General features: G+C 72.6%; 16 protein-coding genes. 6 read left to right on the top strand and 10 right to left on the bottom strand.

The features are described 5' to 3' along the window. Positions 1 to 122: 122 nt before the first annotated feature. From ACWDX9_RS30565 to crcB (ACWDX9_RS30545), 5 genes are all read right to left on the bottom strand, one after another. Entirely contained in the window at positions 123 to 3,227 is a 3,105-nt protein-coding gene (locus ACWDX9_RS30565; RefSeq protein WP_449959864.1) for a S41 family peptidase, read from the bottom strand. Positions 3,228 to 3,407: 180 nt separating this feature from the next. Then, on the bottom strand, positions 3,408 to 3,533 hold the full coding sequence (locus ACWDX9_RS30560) for a hypothetical protein (RefSeq protein WP_363969620.1): 126 nt from the start codon (positions 3,531 to 3,533) through the stop codon (positions 3,408 to 3,410). An 87-nt stretch (positions 3,534 to 3,620) separates the two neighbouring features. Further along, positions 3,621 to 5,474 carry a GTP-binding protein gene (locus ACWDX9_RS30555; protein ID WP_449959862.1) on the bottom strand — a complete coding sequence of 618 codons (1,854 nt, stop codon included), beginning with the start codon at positions 5,472 to 5,474 and terminating at the stop codon, positions 3,621 to 3,623. Positions 5,475 to 5,610: 136 nt separating this feature from the next. Continuing rightward, on the bottom strand, positions 5,611 to 5,967 hold the full coding sequence (gene crcB / locus ACWDX9_RS30550; protein ID WP_449959860.1) for a fluoride efflux transporter CrcB: 357 nt from the start codon (positions 5,965 to 5,967) through the stop codon (positions 5,611 to 5,613). Next, complete coding sequence (crcB, locus tag ACWDX9_RS30545; RefSeq protein ID WP_364256777.1) at positions 5,964 to 6,425, bottom strand: fluoride efflux transporter CrcB; 462 nt, start codon at positions 6,423 to 6,425, stop codon at positions 5,964 to 5,966. Before crcB (ACWDX9_RS30545) ends, crcB (ACWDX9_RS30550) begins: the two co-directional genes overlap by 4 nt. Positions 6,426 to 6,497: 72 nt before the next feature. Between crcB (ACWDX9_RS30545) and ACWDX9_RS30540 the strand changes: the two genes are divergently transcribed. Continuing rightward, positions 6,498 to 7,211 carry an HNH endonuclease family protein gene (locus ACWDX9_RS30540; RefSeq protein WP_449959858.1) on the top strand — a complete coding sequence of 238 codons (714 nt, stop codon included), beginning with the start codon at positions 6,498 to 6,500 and terminating at the stop codon, positions 7,209 to 7,211. 57 nt (positions 7,212 to 7,268) lie between these two features. On the opposite strand, the gene ACWDX9_RS30535 is transcribed toward ACWDX9_RS30540, so the two are convergent. Further along, on the bottom strand, positions 7,269 to 8,102 hold the full coding sequence (locus ACWDX9_RS30535; RefSeq protein WP_449959856.1) for a GDSL-type esterase/lipase family protein: 834 nt from the start codon (positions 8,100 to 8,102) through the stop codon (positions 7,269 to 7,271). 217 nt (positions 8,103 to 8,319) lie between these two features. Between ACWDX9_RS30535 and ACWDX9_RS30530 the strand changes: the two genes are divergently transcribed. After that, entirely contained in the window at positions 8,320 to 9,549 is a 1,230-nt protein-coding gene (locus ACWDX9_RS30530) for an isochorismate synthase (RefSeq protein WP_363969631.1), read from the top strand. Here ACWDX9_RS30530 and ACWDX9_RS30525 read toward each other — a convergent pair whose 3' ends face one another. Then, positions 9,550 to 10,170 (bottom strand): YigZ family protein, encoded by a 621-nt coding sequence (locus ACWDX9_RS30525; RefSeq protein WP_449959854.1) that lies wholly within the window; start codon positions 10,168 to 10,170, stop codon positions 9,550 to 9,552. Positions 10,171 to 10,250: 80 nt separating this feature from the next. On the opposite strand from ACWDX9_RS30525, the gene ACWDX9_RS30520 reads away from it, so the two are divergent. The 4 genes from ACWDX9_RS30520 (at position 10,251) to ACWDX9_RS30505 (ending at position 13,449) form a co-directional block, all read left to right on the top strand. Then, a complete protein-coding gene (locus tag ACWDX9_RS30520; protein WP_449959852.1) occupies positions 10,251 to 10,592 on the top strand; it encodes a hypothetical protein in 342 nt (113 codons plus the stop codon). 19 nt (positions 10,593 to 10,611) lie between these two features. Then, complete coding sequence (locus tag ACWDX9_RS30515) at positions 10,612 to 11,448, top strand: metallophosphoesterase family protein (protein WP_449959850.1); 837 nt, start codon at positions 10,612 to 10,614, stop codon at positions 11,446 to 11,448. Positions 11,449 to 11,572: 124 nt separating this feature from the next. Continuing rightward, entirely contained in the window at positions 11,573 to 12,157 is a 585-nt protein-coding gene (locus ACWDX9_RS30510; protein WP_449959848.1) for an ArsR/SmtB family transcription factor, read from the top strand. Then, positions 12,154 to 13,449 (top strand): MFS transporter, encoded by a 1,296-nt coding sequence (locus ACWDX9_RS30505; RefSeq protein WP_449959846.1) that lies wholly within the window; start codon positions 12,154 to 12,156, stop codon positions 13,447 to 13,449. The genes ACWDX9_RS30510 and ACWDX9_RS30505 overlap by 4 nt, the downstream gene beginning before the upstream one ends. Here ACWDX9_RS30505 and ACWDX9_RS30500 read toward each other — a convergent pair whose 3' ends face one another. The 3 genes from ACWDX9_RS30500 to ACWDX9_RS30490 form a co-directional block, all read right to left on the bottom strand. Beyond that, the gene (locus tag ACWDX9_RS30500; RefSeq protein WP_449959844.1) at positions 13,450 to 15,078 is read right to left on the bottom strand and encodes a hydantoinase B/oxoprolinase family protein; all 1,629 of its coding nucleotides are present in this window, start codon (positions 15,076 to 15,078) and stop codon (positions 13,450 to 13,452) included. Further along, entirely contained in the window at positions 15,075 to 17,099 is a 2,025-nt protein-coding gene (locus tag ACWDX9_RS30495; RefSeq protein ID WP_449959842.1) for a hydantoinase/oxoprolinase family protein, read from the bottom strand. Before ACWDX9_RS30495 ends, ACWDX9_RS30500 begins: the two co-directional genes overlap by 4 nt. A gap of 105 nt (positions 17,100 to 17,204) precedes the next feature. After that, the coding region (locus ACWDX9_RS30490) for a PucR family transcriptional regulator (RefSeq protein WP_449959840.1) at positions 17,205 to 17,605 on the bottom strand (401 nt) is incomplete at its 5' end.

The following is a 17,605-nucleotide window of genomic DNA, read 5'->3' as shown; positions in this document are numbered from 1 at the left end:
CAACACACATGGCCGGCGACGAGGAATCTCGCCACCGGCCTATTGTCTCGCTTCGGCGGAGTGCACGTGTTCATCCCCTATGCGCTTTCCCCACCTATGATCCTTAGACGCCTGTTACCTCACTAAGGTTGCATGCGCGGCCGATGCCGGAGATCAGGAGTGTGCGGCGGACGCTCGGCCAGCAGCTCCAGCGCGACGTCGATGGCCCGCTCGAGCTGCGTGTCCACACCCCTGGCGTAGTCCTGCGGAGTGATGTCGACCTCGATGTCGGGATCGGTGCCGTAGTTCTCGACCTGCCAGCCGACGTCGTCGAAGGCGAAGGAGAACTCCGGCTGCGTCGTCACCGTGCCGTCGGCGAGCTGGTGGCGCGGCCAGATGCCGATGACGCCGCCCCAGGTGCGCTTGCCGACCAGCGGCCCCAGCTTCAGCACCTTGAAGGTGTGGCTGAAGATGTCGCCGTCGGAGCCCGCCCACTCGTTGGTGATCGCCACCAGCGGCCCGCGCGGCGACTCCGGCGGGTACGGCTCCGGGTCGCCCCACCGCGGATAGTCGTAGCCGAGCCGCCGCCTGGCCAGCTTCTCCAGCAGCAGCGCCGACACGCTGCCGCCGCCGTTGAAGCGCACGTCCACGATGAGCGCCTGCCGGTCGTACTCGGTCAGGAGCCCGCGGTGGAACTCCCCGAACCCGTCGGGCCCCATGTCGGGCACGTGCAGGTAGCCCACCCGGCCGCCGGAGCGCTGGTGGCACTCGGCGCGGTTGAGGTTGACCCAGTCGCGGTAGCGGGCCGGCCGCTCGTCGGAGATGGCGCGCACGGTGACGGTGCACACCTGGTCCTCCCGCCGCAGCGTCAGCTCGACCTCCTCGCCGGCCTGGTTGACCAGGCGCTCGTTGGGGGTCGCGGCCTCGCCTATGGGCGCGCCGTTGATGGCCAGGACCGCGTCGCCCGTACGTACGTCGACACCGAGCCGGTTCAGCGGCGAGGTCGCCTCCGGATCCCACGGGTCACCGGTAACGATGGAGCGGATGTGGTAGACGCCGTCGCGGTAGTCCCAGTCGACGCCCAGCTTGCCCTGGGTGTAGTCGGGCCCGGGACGGTATTCGCCGCCGCTCTCGAAGGCGTGGCTGGTGGCGAGCTCGCCGTGCAGCTCCCACAGCAGGTCGGAGAACTCGCCCCGGGTCGTGACCCGCTCCACCAGCGGCCGGTAGCGGTCGTAGACGGCCGGCCAGTCGACGCCCGCCATGTCCTCGCTCCAGAAGTTCTCCAGCTGCAGCCGCCACGCCTCCCGGAACATCTGCCGCCACTCCGCCTCCGGGCAGACCGACACCTTGATCCGCGACAGGTCGATCCACCCGCTCTCCCGCCCCGGCGCGTCCTCGTCCTCGGGCGCCTCGTTCGCCTTGACCACCCGCAGCCTGGAGTCCGCGCGGTAGAGCAGCGTCTTGTGGTCGCGGCCCAGCTCGAAGTCGGTGACGCCGTCGGCGAAGTGCACCTTCTTGCCCTTGGCGAAGTCGAACAGGTGCAGCGAGCTCTCGCCTTCGAGCGGGCTGGTCAGGATCAGCGCCTTGCCCTTGAGCCCGGCCACCTTCTCGTAGCGGCCCTCGGGCAGCGGGAACTGGGTGACGCGCCGGGTCAGCCCGTCGACGTCGACGTGCAGCGGCTCCGGCTCGTCGCCGTCCTCCTCGTCCTCTCCCAGGGGCCGTTGCAGGGGCATGAACGGGTCGGGCGCGTCCGCCCGCAGCGCCACCGCGTACGGGCGCGTGCCCAGCGGGAAGCCCAGGTCGAACTGGAGCTGGTCGTAGACCGGAGAGAAGGTGCGCTGGCCGATGAAGTAGAGGTAGCGGCCCTGCGGGTCGAACGCCGGCATCGAGTCCTGCAGCACCGGCTCCGTGGCCTGCAGCGTCCGCCCGGTCTCGGGGTGGTGCAGCTTGATCGCGCTGGACTGCGCGTTGAGCGGGCTCGAGTACGCCAGCCACCGCCCGTCGTGCGACCAGGCCGGGTCCTCGGGCGAGCCGTGCGGGTTGGCCTCCACCAGCGCCGGCCGCCCGGTGACCAGGTCGAGCAGGTGCAGCTCGTGGCGGTGGTTGACGACGGCCACCCGGTCGTGGACCGGGTCGGGGACGAGCGCGGTGATCCGCCCCAGCCTGGCCACCTCGGTGCCGCCGCCGCCCTCGTGGCCTTCGAGGACGACCAGCCGCTCCTCGTCGCGGTCGTCGCTGGCCGCCGCGATCAGCCGGGTGCCGTCGTTGAGCCAGGTCAGGAGCCGGTAGCGGACCCCGTCGGGCGAGCCGTGCTGGGTGACCGGCCCCTCCCAGTCGGCCATCGCGTACGCCTTGCCGCGCGCGGTGACGGCCAGCGCGCTGCCGTCGGGGCTGAGGGTGGCGCCGTCGAGGTAGTCGGCGGGGTCGACGAACCTGCGGTTGCGCTGCGTCCTGGAGCTGGCCAGCTGCACGTCCAGCCGGTGCGCCGGCTCGCCGGGGTCGAGCAGGTAGAGGTCGGCGCCGGCGTGGTAGACCAGCCGGTGCCCGTCGCCCGACAGGTTGCGCGCGTAGTAGTCGTCGTGGTGGGTGTGCTTGCGCAGGTCCTGGCCGTCGGGGGTGCACGAGTAGACGTTGCCGACGCCCTCGTGGTCGGAGATGAAGCACACCCGGCCGCCGCTCCAGCAGGGCGAGGCCAGGTTTCCCGGGAGCCTGATCAGCCGCCGGAACTCGCCGTCGCCGCGCGGGTCGATCCACAGGTCGCCGACGGTGCCGCCGCGGTAGCGCTTCCACCGCGCCGGGTCGGCGGTGTTGCGGCCGAGCACGATCATGCCTTCCGGCCCGTACGCGATCGAGTTGGCCGGGCCGTACGGGAGCCGCTCGGGGACCCCGCCTGGCTCGACGCGGTGCAGCCATTTGCGCGCCTCGAACGGCTGGGCCGCGTCGCTGGCGTACAGGATGCGACCTTCGGGGTCCCAGCCGGTGACCGTGCAGCGCGCGCCGTGGAAGGTGAGCCGGCGGGCGGCGCCGCCGTCGGACGGCATGACGTACACCTCTTCCGGGCCCTCCTCGCGGCCGACGAACGCGAGCTGGTCGCCGCGCGGCGAGATGCGCGGATAGCCCGCCTCGGCGAGCCCCGCGGTCAGCCGGAAGGCCCGCCCGCCCTGGGCGGACACCATCCACAGGTCGTCCTCGGCGGCGAAGACGACCACGTCCTGGAAGACGGCGGGAAAGCGCAGGTAGCCGGACATGAGAGCCACTCCTGGTCGAGCCGACAGCCGGGGGCGCGCGCCCCCGGCTGTCAGATCACATCACCCGGGTCAGACATTTCGCCACTGCTGCCGGATCGTCCCGACCGGCGGCCAAGAACTTCCCCCCGCGACCGCCTGGTCGTCGGCCCGGGCAGCCGGGCCACCGCTGCCCCGTCCGGGTCACTCCTCGCCGGAGGGCGACTTGCGGGTCTCCCGCTTCGTCTCCTTGGTCTGCCTGTTGGTCTTGATGGCCTGCTTCTTCGACTTGCCGGACTTGGCGGCGGGTTTCTTCTTCGTGTCTGCCATGGGATTCCCCCCTGTACGGACATGCGCACCCGGAATGGTGCACTGTGCCACTTAATACCCATCTAGCCCGGAAACCCGACATACCACCTATCGGACCGGTCGATCGCCCGCCGGCGCGGACCACCAGACGCCTTCTCCGTGCGACAGCCCCGGCAGCCGCCGTTCGACCTCGTGCACCGCGGCCGCCGGGATCTCACCCTCCAGCACCCAGGTGTCGTCGCGCCTGCCGGTGTCGTGGAGCTCACCGCCCAGTGCGGCGAGCCTGGCGGTGACCGCGCTGAACGTCTCCGGCGGCACCTCCAGCTCGAACCGGTGGCACGGCTCGTACACGGTGGTGCCCGCCAGGCGCAGCGCCCGCATGAGCACGACCCGGGCGCGGCCGCGGAAGTCGGCCGCGACCGTGAGGGGCGGGACGTAGCCGGTCCTGGTCACCGTGACGAGCACGTCGGTGACCGGCCAGCCGTGCGGGCCCTCGCCCAGCGCCTGGCGCACGCTCTCCTCGATGGCCCGGTGGTAGGCCGGCGGCAGCGAGCCGAGATCGACCTCCAGCCGGTAGCCGACGCCGGAGCCCTTCGGCCCCGGATCGACGCGCAGGCCCACGGTGGCCATGAACTCGTTGCGGCCCTGGCGCTGGACCTCCTCGACGACCTCCGCGGTGCCCGACGGGCGCTCGAAGTAGACGGGCCGGCTCGGCTCGAAGAGCGCCTCGACGCCAAAGTCCCTGGCCAGCGTCTCGCCGATGACCTCCTTCTGCACCTCCCCGTACAGCAGGACCGAGGTCTCGCCGCCGGCCAGGGTGCGGGTGCCGATCAGCGGGTCCTGCTCGGCCAGCGCGAGCAGCGCGGCGTGCAGGCGCGGCTCCTGGCCGGGGACGCGGGGCCGGACCACGGTCTCCAGGCTGGGCGGGGTGAAATGGGCCCGGTGCGCGGGCCCGGGCTCCCCCAGGTGGTCGCCGACGCGGATCTCGGGCACGCCCCAGACCTTGACGATGTCCCCGGCCACCGCCTGCCGCCGCCCGGGAGAGCCCGCGACGGCCAGCGCGGTCAGCCTGCCGTCGTAGGCGTGCCGCCCCCGGTGGAAGGTGAGGTGCTCGCGCGCTCGCAGCGCGCCCGCGCGTACCCGCAGGTAGGCGACCTTCTCCCCGGACGGGGCGCGCTCGATCGCGAACACCGTCGCCCGCGCCGCCTCCTCCGGGTCCCCGGCCGGCCGGGTCACGGCGGGCAGCAGGTGGACGGCGTCGAGCAGCTCGCCGACGCCCTGCCCGGTCAGCGCCGAGCCGAACAGCACCGGATGCGCCTGCCCGGCGGCGCACTGCCGCGCCAGCGCCGCGCGTACCTGGCCGAAGTCGGGCGTCTTGCCCTCGACGAGCAGCTCCAGCAGCCCGTCGTCCCGCTCGGCCAGCACCTCGGCCGCCGCCTCGGGCGAGGCGACGCCGGCGGTGACGGCCGCCTTGGAGCCGAGGTGCCGCACGGTGTTCAGGGCCACGCAGTACGGCGAGAGCCGCCGCCGGATGTCGGCCAGCAACTCCCGCTCCCTGGCCCCGGCCCGGTCGATCTTGTTGACGAAGATCAGCGTGGGCAGGCGCAGCCGGCGCAGGGTCTTCATCAGGACCCGGGTGTGCGGCTGCACGCCCTCGACGGCCGACAGCACCAGCACGGCGCCGTCGAGCACGCCGAGCGCGCGCTCCACCTCGGCCACGAAGTCGGCGTGGCCGGGTGTGTCGACCAGGTTGACCCGCAGGTCGCCCAGGGTGAAGGAGGCGACGGCCGTGCGGATGGTGATGCCGCGACGGCGCTCGATCTCGCCGGAGTCGGTCTGTGTGCTGCCCTCGTCCACGCTGCCGAGCCGGTCGATGACCCCGGTCTCGAACAGCAGCCGCTCAGTGAGGCTGGTCTTGCCCGCGTCTACGTGCGCGAGGATGCCGATGTTCAGGATGTGCACGGTGCTGGAAGTCCTCGGGAACTCTCGTGCCAATGGGGCGCTGGGAGATTCCGAGGCACCGCATCTCATGCTCCTGATCGTCGGCGGACGGTTGCCGGGCCATCCTGCCATCGCGGCAGGGGCACCCGCGAACCATTTACAGGGCCTGCGCCAGGGCCACCCCGCAGTAGGCCGCGCCCAGCCCGGCCACCACGCTGGCGGCCGCGTTGGCCACCGCGTGGAAGCGCGCGCCCTCCTCCACCAGCCGCACCGTCTCGTACCCGAACGTCGAGTACGTGGTCAGCGCCCCGCAGAACCCGGTGCCCAGCAGCGCCATCACCCCGCCGGCGGCGGGCAGCGCGGCCAGGAAGCCCAGCAGCGCCGAGCCGAACACGTTCACCGTCAGCGTCCCCCACGGGAACACCGTGTCGTGCCGCGCCTGCACGGCCCGGTCCGCGAGATAGCGCAGCGGCGCGCCGAGCGCCGCCCCGAGGACGATGAGCAGCACCGTCATCGCACGCCCGCCAGCATCCCGGCGATCCGTCTGGTCAGCCACATGCCCGCCACCACGGCCGCCACCGCCGCCACCAGCGTGGCCGCCAGGTAGACCAGCCCCGTCAGCGGCGCCCCCGCCGCGACCGCCCGCTGGATGTCCACCGCGTACGTGGAGAACGTCGTGTACCCGCCGAGCACCCCCACCCCCAGGAACGGCCGCACGAGGCGGTGCGCCTGCCGCACCTCCGTGATCATCACCATGAGCACGCCGATCAGCAGGCACCCGGACACGTTGATGAGGAACGTCGCCCAGGGGAAGTCCGCCGGCCCGGACGGCAGCGCCGACTGCAGGCCGAAACGCGCGAGCGCGCCCAGCGCGCCCCCGGCCGCGATCGCGGCGAGCACGGGCCAGTGCAGCTCGGCGCGCTGCGCCGGGATGTGGAGATCGACGTCCGGGTCGATCGGACGATCAGTCACATAACCCTCCCCGTGTCAAAACACCGGATGCCGGGAATTTCTCTAGACAACCTTTGATGTTCGGAGGCCTGCTTGAGCACGAAGGACGCCATCGCCCTTCTAGCGGGAGCCATCATCGTCGTTTCCTTCGTCGGCGGCGCCAAGACCTCCCCGGCCACGGCGGCCAGCCCGCTGGGCAACACCAGCGGGACGCGGCCCGGTCTGGCACCCATCCTCTCGGACGCCGACAAGAGCAAGGCACGCGGCCTCATCAAACAGGTGCGCGTCAAGGGGCTCGGCTCCAACACCGGCTACGAGCGCACCCGGTACGGCGACAACTGGGCCGACACCGCGAGCGGGGTGCCGTACGCGCGCAACGGCTGCCGCACCCGCGACGACCTGCTGGCCCGCGACGGCCGGAACGTGAAGTACCGGTCGGGCTCCAGCTGCGAGGTCGTCTCCATGGAGCTGAGCGACCCCTACACCGGCCGGACCATTCACTGGCACAAGGACAACCCGGACGAGGTGCAGGTCGACCACGTGGTGCCGCTGAACTACGCGTGGCGCATGGGCGCGCCGCGCTGGCGGATGTCCAAGCGGCTCGACTTCGCCAACGACCCGCTGAACCTGCTGCCCGTGGCCGGCTACGCCAACGAGCAGAAGGACGCCTCCGGCCCGGCGAGCTGGTTACCGCCGCAGCGGCGCGTCCGGTGCGCGTACGTCACCCGCTTCGCGCAGGTCGCGCTGAAGTACAACGTGCCCGTCACCGCGGCGGACAAGAGGATGATGCTGGCCCAGTGCCGCTGACCGGGCCGCTGACCGGGCCGCTGACTGGGCCGCTGACTGGGCCGCCAGCGGGGCGGGCTAGCGCGGGTCCTCCCAGGTGAAGCCGTGCCCGAACGTCTGCTCGGCCAGGATCCGCTGGCCGTCCATGTTCGGGTGGAAGTAGTCCCACTTGCTGACGTGGTCGATCGTGAACGGGTAGGCGAACACCGCGCCCCCGTCGGTGTGGCAGGCAGGCCCGAACCTGGCGCACGCCTGGGCCGCCGCGCGGTTGTAGGCCATGACCCGCGCCCGCACCCGCTGGCGGCGCTCGACGTCGGCGCGCTTGGTCGAGGTGGGCTGGGCGAGCATGGACTGGCAGATGTGGCCGGCCGTCCAGAACGTGCGGGCGAGCGGGACGGTCTTGCCCACCTGCCACAGCCGCCGCACGTCGGGGATGCTGGCGATGAACACCCGGGCCGCGGGCATGCCGGCCCGCAGCTCGGCCAGCGCCGCGTCCATCCGCCGCCGGTACGTCTCGACGGGCGTCATGGCCTGCTCGGTGCGCACGCACGCGTCCTGGGCCCCGATCAGGATCGTGACGTAGTCGGCCTTGGCCTCGACGGCCTTACGCACCTGGCCGAGCAGGTCGGCGCTGGTGGCCCCGGGGACGGCGAAGGTGAGGTTGTGCTGCTGGAGCGTTCCAGACATGGCCGACAGGCGCAGGTAGTGGCTGTTCACCCCGGGGTTGTCGCCGGAGGACCACGAGCGCGGGATGCAGGAGACGTAGAAGCCGCACGCGTTGAAGCCGGTGGAGATGGAGTCGCCGAGCGCGGCCATGATCTCGGGGACGGGCTGGGCCGCGGCGGCCTGCGCCGGACCTGTGGCGGAGACGAGCAGCGTTGCGGCGAGGACTGAGCCCAGGCGACCGATCATGGACCCAAGGTAGGAAGCGGATCAGCGACCGGCCATGACATACGGGCCAGGTCTGTGATTTCAGGACCGACTTCATATCGCCGCTTGACAGCCCGGACCCGATCAGGATGGGGTAAATGCAGCTCAACGTCTGGTTTTATCCGGGTTCGTTGACCGTAACCTCGCATTCACGGGGGTCTGAGTCGAACGTGTTCAGTTCCCGCATAGAGTGTCTTGGGTGAGTGTCGCGCTCGGAACAACCCGCCCGCTACCGGTTCGCACCACCCCTGTCGGCGACCCGGGCGACCTGCTGGCATCCCTGCCCAGGACCGCCCCGTACGCCTGGGTCAGGAACGGCGAGGGCCTGGTCGGCTGGGGTCAGGCCGCACGGGTGGCCGTGCCCCCGGGCCCGGGCCGGTTCGCCTGGGCCCGCCAGTGGCTGGCCACCGTGTTCGGCGACGCCCACGTCGACGACGCCGTGCGCACCCCCGGCTCCGGCCCGGTCGCCTTCGGCAGCTTCACCTTCGACGAGGACGCCCACGGCTCCGTCCTTGTCGTCCCGCGCGCCGTGCTGGCCCGCCGCGACGGCCACGCCTGGCTCACCACGATCGGCGACGCGCCGCTGGAGACGTTCTCCCCCATCCGCGACCCCGGCCGCATCAGCTACGGCGACGGCAGCCTGAGCGCCCCGGAATGGGAGCACGTCGTGGCCAGGGCCGCCAAGCGCATCCGCGAGGGCGAGCTGGAGAAGGTCGTGCTGGCGCGCGACCTGGTCGCCACCGCCGAGCGGCCCATCGACGTGCGCCTGCTGCTCACCCGGCTGGCCCGGCGCTATCCCGAGTGCTACACGTTCTCGGTCGCGGGGCTGGTGGGGGCCACGCCCGAGCTGCTGATCAGGCGTACGGGCCAGGAGATCGAGTCGCTCGTCCTGGCCGGCACCACCCCGCGCGGCACCGGCCCGGCCGACGACCTCGCCCGCGGGGCCGCGCTGTTCGCCTCGCCCAAGGACCGGCACGAGCACGAGTGCGCCATCGCCTCCGTCCGCCAGACGCTCGCCCCCCTCTGCGCCTCGCTGGAGACGCCGGACGAGCCCGAGCTGCTGGTGCTGCCCAACGTCCAGCACCTGGCCAGCCACGTCACCGGGCGGCTGGCCGACGGGGCCTCCGTCCTCGACGTGGTCGCCGCCATGCACCCGACGGCCGCCGTCGGCGGCACCCCCACCCCCACCGCGATCGAGGTCATCCGCGAGCTGGAGGGCATGGACCGGGCCGGCTACGCCGGGCCCGTCGGATGGATCGACGCCCACGGCGACGGCGAGTGGGGCATCGCGCTGCGCTCGGGGCTCGTGCAGGGCCGCCGGGCCCGCCTGTTCGCGGGCGGCGGCATCATGGGCGACTCCGACCCGGCGGCCGAGCTGGCCGAGGCCCAGGCCAAGTTCAGGGTCATGCAGTACGCGCTGGAGGGCTGATCAGCCGGGGACGTGGATCTCCTCGCCCACGTCCACGCGCGCCCGCCCGGCCGTCAGCGTCGCCACCCAGTCCGCGAACGGCGCCACCTCGTCCTCTCCCACGGAGACGGTGAAGGTGACCTCGCCCGCGTACGTCACCTCGCGCACCGGGTGGCGCGAGGCCCGCAGGTCGTTCTCCACCCGCCCGGCCTGGTCGTGGGCCACCGCGACCCGCACGACGCGGGCCGGGACCATCCGCACCGGCTCGGCCCGGTCGAGGGTCTCGGTCACGGCCGAGCCGTAGGCCCGCACCAGCCCGCCCGCCCCCAGCAGGGTGCCGCCGAAATAGCGCGTCACCACCGCCACCACGTCGCTGAACCCCCGGCCCACCAGGGCCTGCACCATCGGCGTGCCCGCCGTGCCGCCCGGCTCGCCGTCGTCGTCGCCCTTCTGGACGCGCTGCCCGACGACGTACGCGGTGCAGTTGTGGGTGGCGCCGGGATGCTTCTGCCGCCGCTCGCCGATGAACGCGACCGCCTCCTCGACGCTGCGCGCGGGCGCCAGCGCGCAGATGAACCGGGAGCGTTTCGCCTCCGTCTCGTGCTCGACGACGGAGGTGAGGGTCAGGTACGGCGCAGGCACATTCGACAGGTTATGCCCTTGCCGGACGAACTCCGGAAGCTACCATCTCGTCATTCCATCAGGACCTACGGGAGGGTCTCATGGACACTGTGAGCGACCTCATGCCCTTCGTCTCCTCGGCGATCGACGCCTACGGCGTGGGCGTGCTGGCCAAGACCCGCGAGCTGGCCGCCGACACGGCCGTGGCCCGCGGCACCCGCATCCTGCAGCGGGTCTTCGGCCGCGGTGACGCCGCGTCCAGACAGGTGATCGAGACCATGGCCGGCGCCAAGCCGGACGACGAGCCGAGCCGCGCGGCGTTGAAACTGGCGATCATGGAGGCGTTCCGCGCCGACCCGCACCTGGCGCGCGAGGTCGCGGCCATGTTGCCGAGGATGACGGATGACATGATCGTGGCAGAGGACAACGCCCCCGTCCTCTGACGCGAAGGAGGGACGTCCCTTGCCCAGCGAAGGCGGGAGCAGGCTGCTGGCCGTCAGCGATCTGCACGTCGGCTACGAGGAGAACCGGGCCATCGTCCAGGAGCTGAAACCGGACGACGCCGGCGACTGGCTGCTGGTCGCGGGCGACGTCGGCGAACGGCTGGAGGACATCGCCCGGACGCTGGGCCTGCTGGCCTCGCGGTTCGAGCGGGTGGTCTGGGTGCCGGGCAACCACGAGCTGTGGACCCCGCCGGGAGACCCGCCGGAGCTGCGGGGCGTGGCCCGCTACAACCACCTCGTCGCCATGTGCCGCGATCTGGGCGTGGTGACGCCGGAGGACGACTATCCGGTGTGGGAGGGAGCGGGCGGGCCGGTCCGGATCGTGCCCCTGTTCCTGCTCTACGACTACACGTTCCGGCCGGCCGGCCATCTCACCAAGGCGAGCGCGCTCGCGTACGCGCACAGCACCGGCGTGGTCTGCACCGACGAGTATCTCCTGCACCCCGACCCGTACCCGAGCCGCGAGGCGTGGTGCCGGGCCCGGGTGGAGCTGACCGGGCGGCGGCTGGCCGGGCTGGACGACGTGCCGCTGGTCTTCGTCAACCACTATCCCCTGGTACGCGAGCCGACCGACGTCCTGCGCTACCCGGAGTTCGCCCAGTGGTGCGGCACGACCGCCACCAGGGACTGGCACACGCGTTACCCGACCGCCGCCATGATCTACGGCCACCTCCACATCCCCCGCGTCACCTGGTACGACGGCGTGCGCTTCGAGGAGGTGTCGCTCGGCTACCCCCGTGAGTGGCGGCGCAGGCCGGGCGGCCGCAAGCTCCTGCGCGACGTGATCGTCACCTAGCGGCTCCTCCGCTCGCAGATCACCGCCCCGGCCAGGCGCCGTCGGCGGTCTCTTCCGTGAACCGCAAACACTTCTTCGCGAAGAAGTGTTTGCGAAGAAGTGTTTGCGGTTTAGGCTTCGCATCATGACGCCATCCCCTGACAACGTGGTCGTCCTCGACGCCAAGGGCCTGCGCGCGCTCGCCCACCCCCTGCGGGTGCAGCTCGTCGACCTGCTGCGCAAGCACGGCCCGTCCACCGCCACCCGCCTGGCCGAGCGCCTGGGGGTGAACTCGGGCACGGCCAGCTACCACCTGCGCAGGCTCGGCGCCGCCGGGTTCGTGGAGGAGGACACCGAACGCGGCAACGCGCGGGAGCGCTGGTGGCGCTCGGTCCACCGGACGACCCGGCTCACCGACGACGACGGTCTGGCCGACCGGGAGCCGGAGGCGGTGCTGGCGTACATGCAGTCCATCGCCGCCCTCTACAACCTGCGCACCCAGCAGGCGCTCAACGAGCTGCAGACCATGCCGCAGCCGTGGCGCGGCGTGCTCGACCTCAGCGCCGTCCCGTTCCGCCTCACCCCGGAGGAGGCGCTTCGGCTGCGCGCGGACCTGGCGGAGCTCTTCGCGCGCTACCGGCGCGACGGCGACGAGGCGCCGGCGGACGCGGTCCGGGTCTACCTGATGACGCAGGTCATCCCCGAGCTGGACGACCCCGAGGAGGCATGATGGAGCCGCGCGGGTCCTTACGGCCGATGGCCGGGCTGCTGGCGGCCATCGCCGTGTCGACGACCGGGACGCGGGTCTCGGCCATCGCGCTGCCCTGGTTCGTGCTGACGAGCACCGGCAGCGCGGTGTGGACGGGGCTGGTGGCGTTCGCGGAGATGGCGCCGTACGTGCTGGTCAAGGCGCTGACGGGGCCGCTCGTGGACCGGGTGGGGCCGCGCCGGATCTCGTGGGTCGCCGACGTCGTGAGCGCCTCGGCCGCCGCCGCGATGGTCGTGCTGCACGCGCTCGGCCTGCTGCCGCTGGGCGTGATCGTCGCGCTGGTGGCGGTGATCGGCGCGGCCCGCGGGCCGGGCGACCTGGCCAAGGAGATCATGGTCCCGGAGGCGGCCGAACGCGGGCGGGTGCCGCTGGAGCGGGCCACCGGCCTGATGGGCGTGACGGAGCGGCTGGCCGTGACCGTGGGGCCGGGGCTGGGCGGCGCGATGGTGGCGCTGCTCGGCCCGCTGTCCGGCCTGGGCGTCAGCGCCGCCCTGTTCGCGCTCGGATCGGCGGTCGTGGCCGTGGTGCTGCCGCGCGACCTCGGACATCGCGCCCCCGCGCACGAAGAGGAGGAGGGCTACTGGCGGCGGTTCGGCCAGGGCTTCGCGTTCCTGCGCGGCGAGCCGCTGCTGCTCGCGGTGATCGTCATGGTCGCCGCCACGAATCTGCTGGACGCGGCCTGGAGCCAGGTGCTCGCGCCCGTGTGGGCCAAGGAGTCCGGCCACGGGCCCGCCGTCCTCGGGCTGAGCGTCAGCGTGCTCGGGCTGGCCTCGGTCGGGGGCAGCCTGGTGGCCGCCGCGGTGGCGCACCGGATGCGGCGCAGGCCGGTGTTCTTCGTGGCGTTCCTGCTCGGCGGGCCGCCGAAGTTCCTCATGTTCGCCGTGGACATGCCGGTGTGGGGGCTGGTGGCGGCGTCCGTGGTGATCGGGTTCAGCGGCGGGTTCCTGAACCCGATCCTGAGCGCGATCTCCTACGAGCGCGTGCCCCGGCACCTCCTGGGCCGGGTGGGCGCGCTGCAGGGCGCGGTGATGTGGGCCGGCATCCCGCTGGGCGGGCTGCTGGGCGGGGCGGCGGTGACGGCGGCCGGGCTGGCGCCGGTGCTGCTGGCGTGCGGGATCGCCTACGCGCTCGTCACGAGCCTGACCGGGCTGCGTCCCGAGTGGCGCGAGATGGACCGGCTGCGCGGCCACGGCCCTCCCGCCGTACCGGCGCCAGAGGGCAGCGCCGGTACGGCGGGACGTTCCAGCGGGTGATCAGCGGGTGATCAGGCCCTGGGACAGGTCGGTGGCCGTGGCCGTGTGGGAGCGGCGGGCGGGGGGACCGTAGCCGCCGCCACCGCCCGACTCGCAGCGCAGCACGTCCCCCGCGGTGACCGGCAGCGCGTTCACCTTGAGCATCTCGCGGGAGTCCGGGGTGCCCGGGTTGAGGGTGACGCGGGGTGGCACGCCCGGTTCGCCGCCCGCCAGGCCCCAGGCCGGGGTGACCGAGCGCTCGAACCAGAGCGACAGCGAGGTGTCCCCGCAGAACTCGTACTCGCGCACCACCCCGTTCCCGCCCCGCCACTGACCGGCCCCGCCGGTGTCGGGGCGGATCTCGTAGCGGCGCACCCGGACCGGGAACAGCGTCTCCAGCACCTCGATGGGCATGTCCCGCAGCGCGCCGTTGACGTTGTTGATCAGGCAGGTCTCGCCGTCGCCGCCGTCCCAGGCGCCCCAGCCGCCGACCGTGGCCTCCTGGGAGACGTACAGCTTGCCGGTACGCGGGTCCGTGCCGGTGAACTGCACGATCATCGAGTCCCCGTACGACGCCGCGGCCGCCTTGTCCGGCAGCACCGGCGCCAGCGCCTTGACCACCAGGTCGATGAGCAGCCCCAGATGCGAGTAGTAGTACTGGCAGGCGGCGGGCGACTCGGCGGCCAGCATGGAGCCGGGCCGGGTCTCGACCGACAGCGGGCGGAACGAGCCGCCGTTGAGCGGCACGTCGCCCGAGACCAGCAGCTTGTAGCCGACGCGGACGGCGGCCACGGCCTGGGCCGCGCCGCAGTTGACCGGGCCGAGCGCCTGGTCGGCGCAGTCGGTCAGGTCGACGTGCATCGACTCGCCCGACACCGCGACCGTGACGTTGACCTGCAGCGGGGTGCCGAGGTCGATGCCGTCGTTGTCGAGGAAGCCGGAGGCCTCGTAGACGCCGTCGGGGATGGCCGCGATGGCCGCGCGTTCCATGCGCTCGGTCTGGGCGAAGATCTCGTCGCGGGCGGCCAGCACGGTGTCCAGGCCCCACCGGGACACGATCTCCTTCAGCCGCCGCTGGCCCGTCATGGCGCAGCTCACCTGGGCGCGCAGGTCGCCGAGCGTGGCGTGCGGGAAGCGTACGTTGCGGGCGATCACCTCGTGCAGGTCGCGGCAGGGCGCGCCACCCGCGTACACCTTGACCGGGCCCATCCGCAGGCCCTCCTGGAAGATCGACGTGGAGTCCATGGAGCCGCCCGGGTCCTTGGAGCCGACGTCCAGCCAGTGCGCCCGCGACGCCGCGAAACCGGCCAGCTCCCCGTCCACGAAGATCGGCCCGTAGACCGTGACGTCGTTGAGGTGCGTGCCGCCGATGTAGGAGTCGTTGAGCACCCACACGTCGCCCTCCCGCCAGACCTCCCGCCCGTACAGGCGCTCGGTCTCGCGGGTGCACACCTCCAGGTTGCCCAGGAAGATCGGCAGCCCGGACGACTGGCCCAGCACGTTGTGGTCGCGGTCGAGCAGCGCGACCGCGCAGTCCTTGGCCTCGTAGATGACGGGGGTGTAGGAGCTGCGGATGAGGGTGGTGTTCATGTCCTCGGCCGCCTGCAGCAGCGCGCAGCGGATGATCTCCGTGGTGACGGGGTCGATCACAGGTTCACCTTCACGATGAGAAAGCCGTTGGGGTCCACGGTGGCCACGCAGCCGGGCGGGATGACCGTCGTCGCGGTCTCCTCGACCACGATCGCGGGCCCGGTCAGCTCGCCGTCGAGGCTGGAGCGCCGCAGCACCGGGGTGCTGTGCACGGCCCCGTCGAAGATCACATCCCGTACGTACGCCGCCTGCTCCCCGGGGGCCTCCTGCGTGGCGGCGGCGGTGCGCGGGAACGAGCCCAGCCCGGTGCTGCGCAGCATGACGAACTCCACCGGCGCCTCCGGGGTGGCGTGCCCGTAGCGGCCGGTGTGCGCCTCGGCGTAGCGGGCCGCGATCGTCTCCAGGAACCCGGGCTCGGCGGGCTCGGCCGCGTCGCGCAGCGGGATGGTCAGCGTGTAGTCCTGGCCCTCGTAGCGCATGTCCACGGCGTGCTCGACCCGGTGCCGCTCCTCGGGAACGCCCTGGGCGGAGAGCGCCGCCAGGGCATCTTCCTCCAAGGTCACGAAATTTCGGGACATGTCGGGGCCGTCGAGCGTGTCCTGCGACCGGAAGTACGGATGCGTCAGATCCCGGCGTACGTCGGCCTCCAGCATCCCCCACGCCGAGAACGCCCCCGGGAAGCGCGGCACCACCACCTCGGAGATCCCCAGCTCGCGCGCGATGAACACGGCGTGCATCGCCCCCGCGCCCCCGAACGCCACCAGCGCGAACTCCCGCGGCTCGATCCCGTGCTCCACGGTCAGCGTACGGATCGCCTGCGCCATCTTGGCGTTGGCCACGTCGCAGATCCCCTCGGCCAGCAGCAGCGGATCCATGTCCAGCTCGTCGGCCAGCGTGGCCACCGCCGTGCCCGCCGCCTCCACGTCCAGCGTCATCAGCCCGCCCGCGAACCAGGCCGGGTCCACCCGGCCGAGCGCCACGTTCGCGTCGGTCACCGTCGCCCGCGTGCCGCCTCTGCCGTAGCAGGCCGGCCCGGGCAGGGCCCCGGCCGACTCGGGTCCGACCCGCAGCGCGCCCGCCTCGGCGTACGCGATCGAGCCGCCGCCCGCGCCGATCGTGTGCAGGTTCACGATGGGCATGAGCACCGGGTAACCCTCGATGCGGGCCTCGGCGCTGACGTCCGGCCGCCCGTTCACCACGAGCGACACGTCGAACGACGTCCCGCCCATGTCGATGCAGATCGCGTTCTCCCTGTCCATGAACCGGGCCGCCGCGACCCCGCCCATCGTGCCGCCCACCGGCCCGGACAGCAGCGTCTGCAACGGCCTGCGCATCGCGTAGGAGGCGTTCACCAGCCCGCCGGACGACTGCATCACGTGCACCGGCACCGCCAGCCCCCGCTCGGCGAAGCGCCGCTCGATCCTGGCCAGGTAGCGGCGCACCACGGGCCCGGTGTACGCCTCCAGCACCGCCGACGAGGTCCGCTCGTACTCGCGCCACTCCCGCGCCACCTCATGGGAGAGCACGACCAGCACGTCGTCGCCCAGCTCCGCGCGCAGGATCTCGCCGGCCCGCAGCTCGTGCGCCGGGTTCGCGTAGGAGAACAGCAGGCACACGGCCACCGCGTCGAACCCCTCCTCCCGCGCGCGCCGCCCCGCCGCCCGCACCGACTCCTCGTCGAGCGGCTGGAGTTCGCGCCCCAGGTAGTCGAGCCGGCCGCCGGCCTCCATGACGTCCTGGCGCGGGACCAGCGGCGCGGGCTTGCGGTAACGCAGGTCGAACATGCGGTCGCGGTTGCCCCTGGCGATCTGGTAGACGTCCCGGCCGCCCTGACCGGCCAGCAGCAGCACGCGGGCGCCCTTGCGCTCCAGCAGCGCGTTGAGCCCCTGCGTGGTGCCGTGCACGAAGAACGAGATCTCGGCCGGATCCTCGACCACCCGGCGCAGCGCGGCGAACACCCCCTCGGCCAGGTCTCCCGGAGTGGTGGGCGCCTTCGAGGCGGTGACCGTCCCGCTGCGTTCGTCGTAGCAGACGACGTCGGTGAAGGTGCCGCCGATGTCCATGGCGACGCGATAGCTCATGCGCTGCACCGTACGCCGACGGGGACGCCGCCCGCATGTGCGGGCCGCACAGGAGGAGGGCCCTCCCAGTGCATCAGGCACGGCACGGAGAGGCGGCGGGCGGGCTCAGCGGAGGAGGACGTGGCAGGCGAGTTGCAGAGCCAGGCGGGTGGCGGCGTCGTCCAGGTCGAAGCCCGCCGACTTGATGCGCTCCAGACGGGTCGTGATCGTGTTGCGGTGCACGCCCAGCCGCTCGGCCGCCTTCAGCGCGCCGCCCTCGTCAAGGACCGCGGCCAGCGTCTCCAGCAGCGTGCCGTCCTTGTCGACCGCCAGCAGCGGCCGCAGCACGACGGTGGCCGGGGTGCGCAGGACGCCGGTGGGCAGCGCGCCCAGCAGTTCGGCCGGGCCCATCCGATCCGCTCGCGCCACCGTGCCCGGTCCCGCCACGAACGCCGCCGCCTCGGCTCCCAGCAGCGACTCCTCGACCGACCGCAGGCCCTCCACCCGCGCGCCGACCCCGGCGGCGC

Source organism: Nonomuraea sp. NPDC003201, assembly GCF_053590415.1.
Note: the sequence above shows the minus strand (reverse complement) of the source record. Positions and strands in the feature narration are given on the sequence as shown.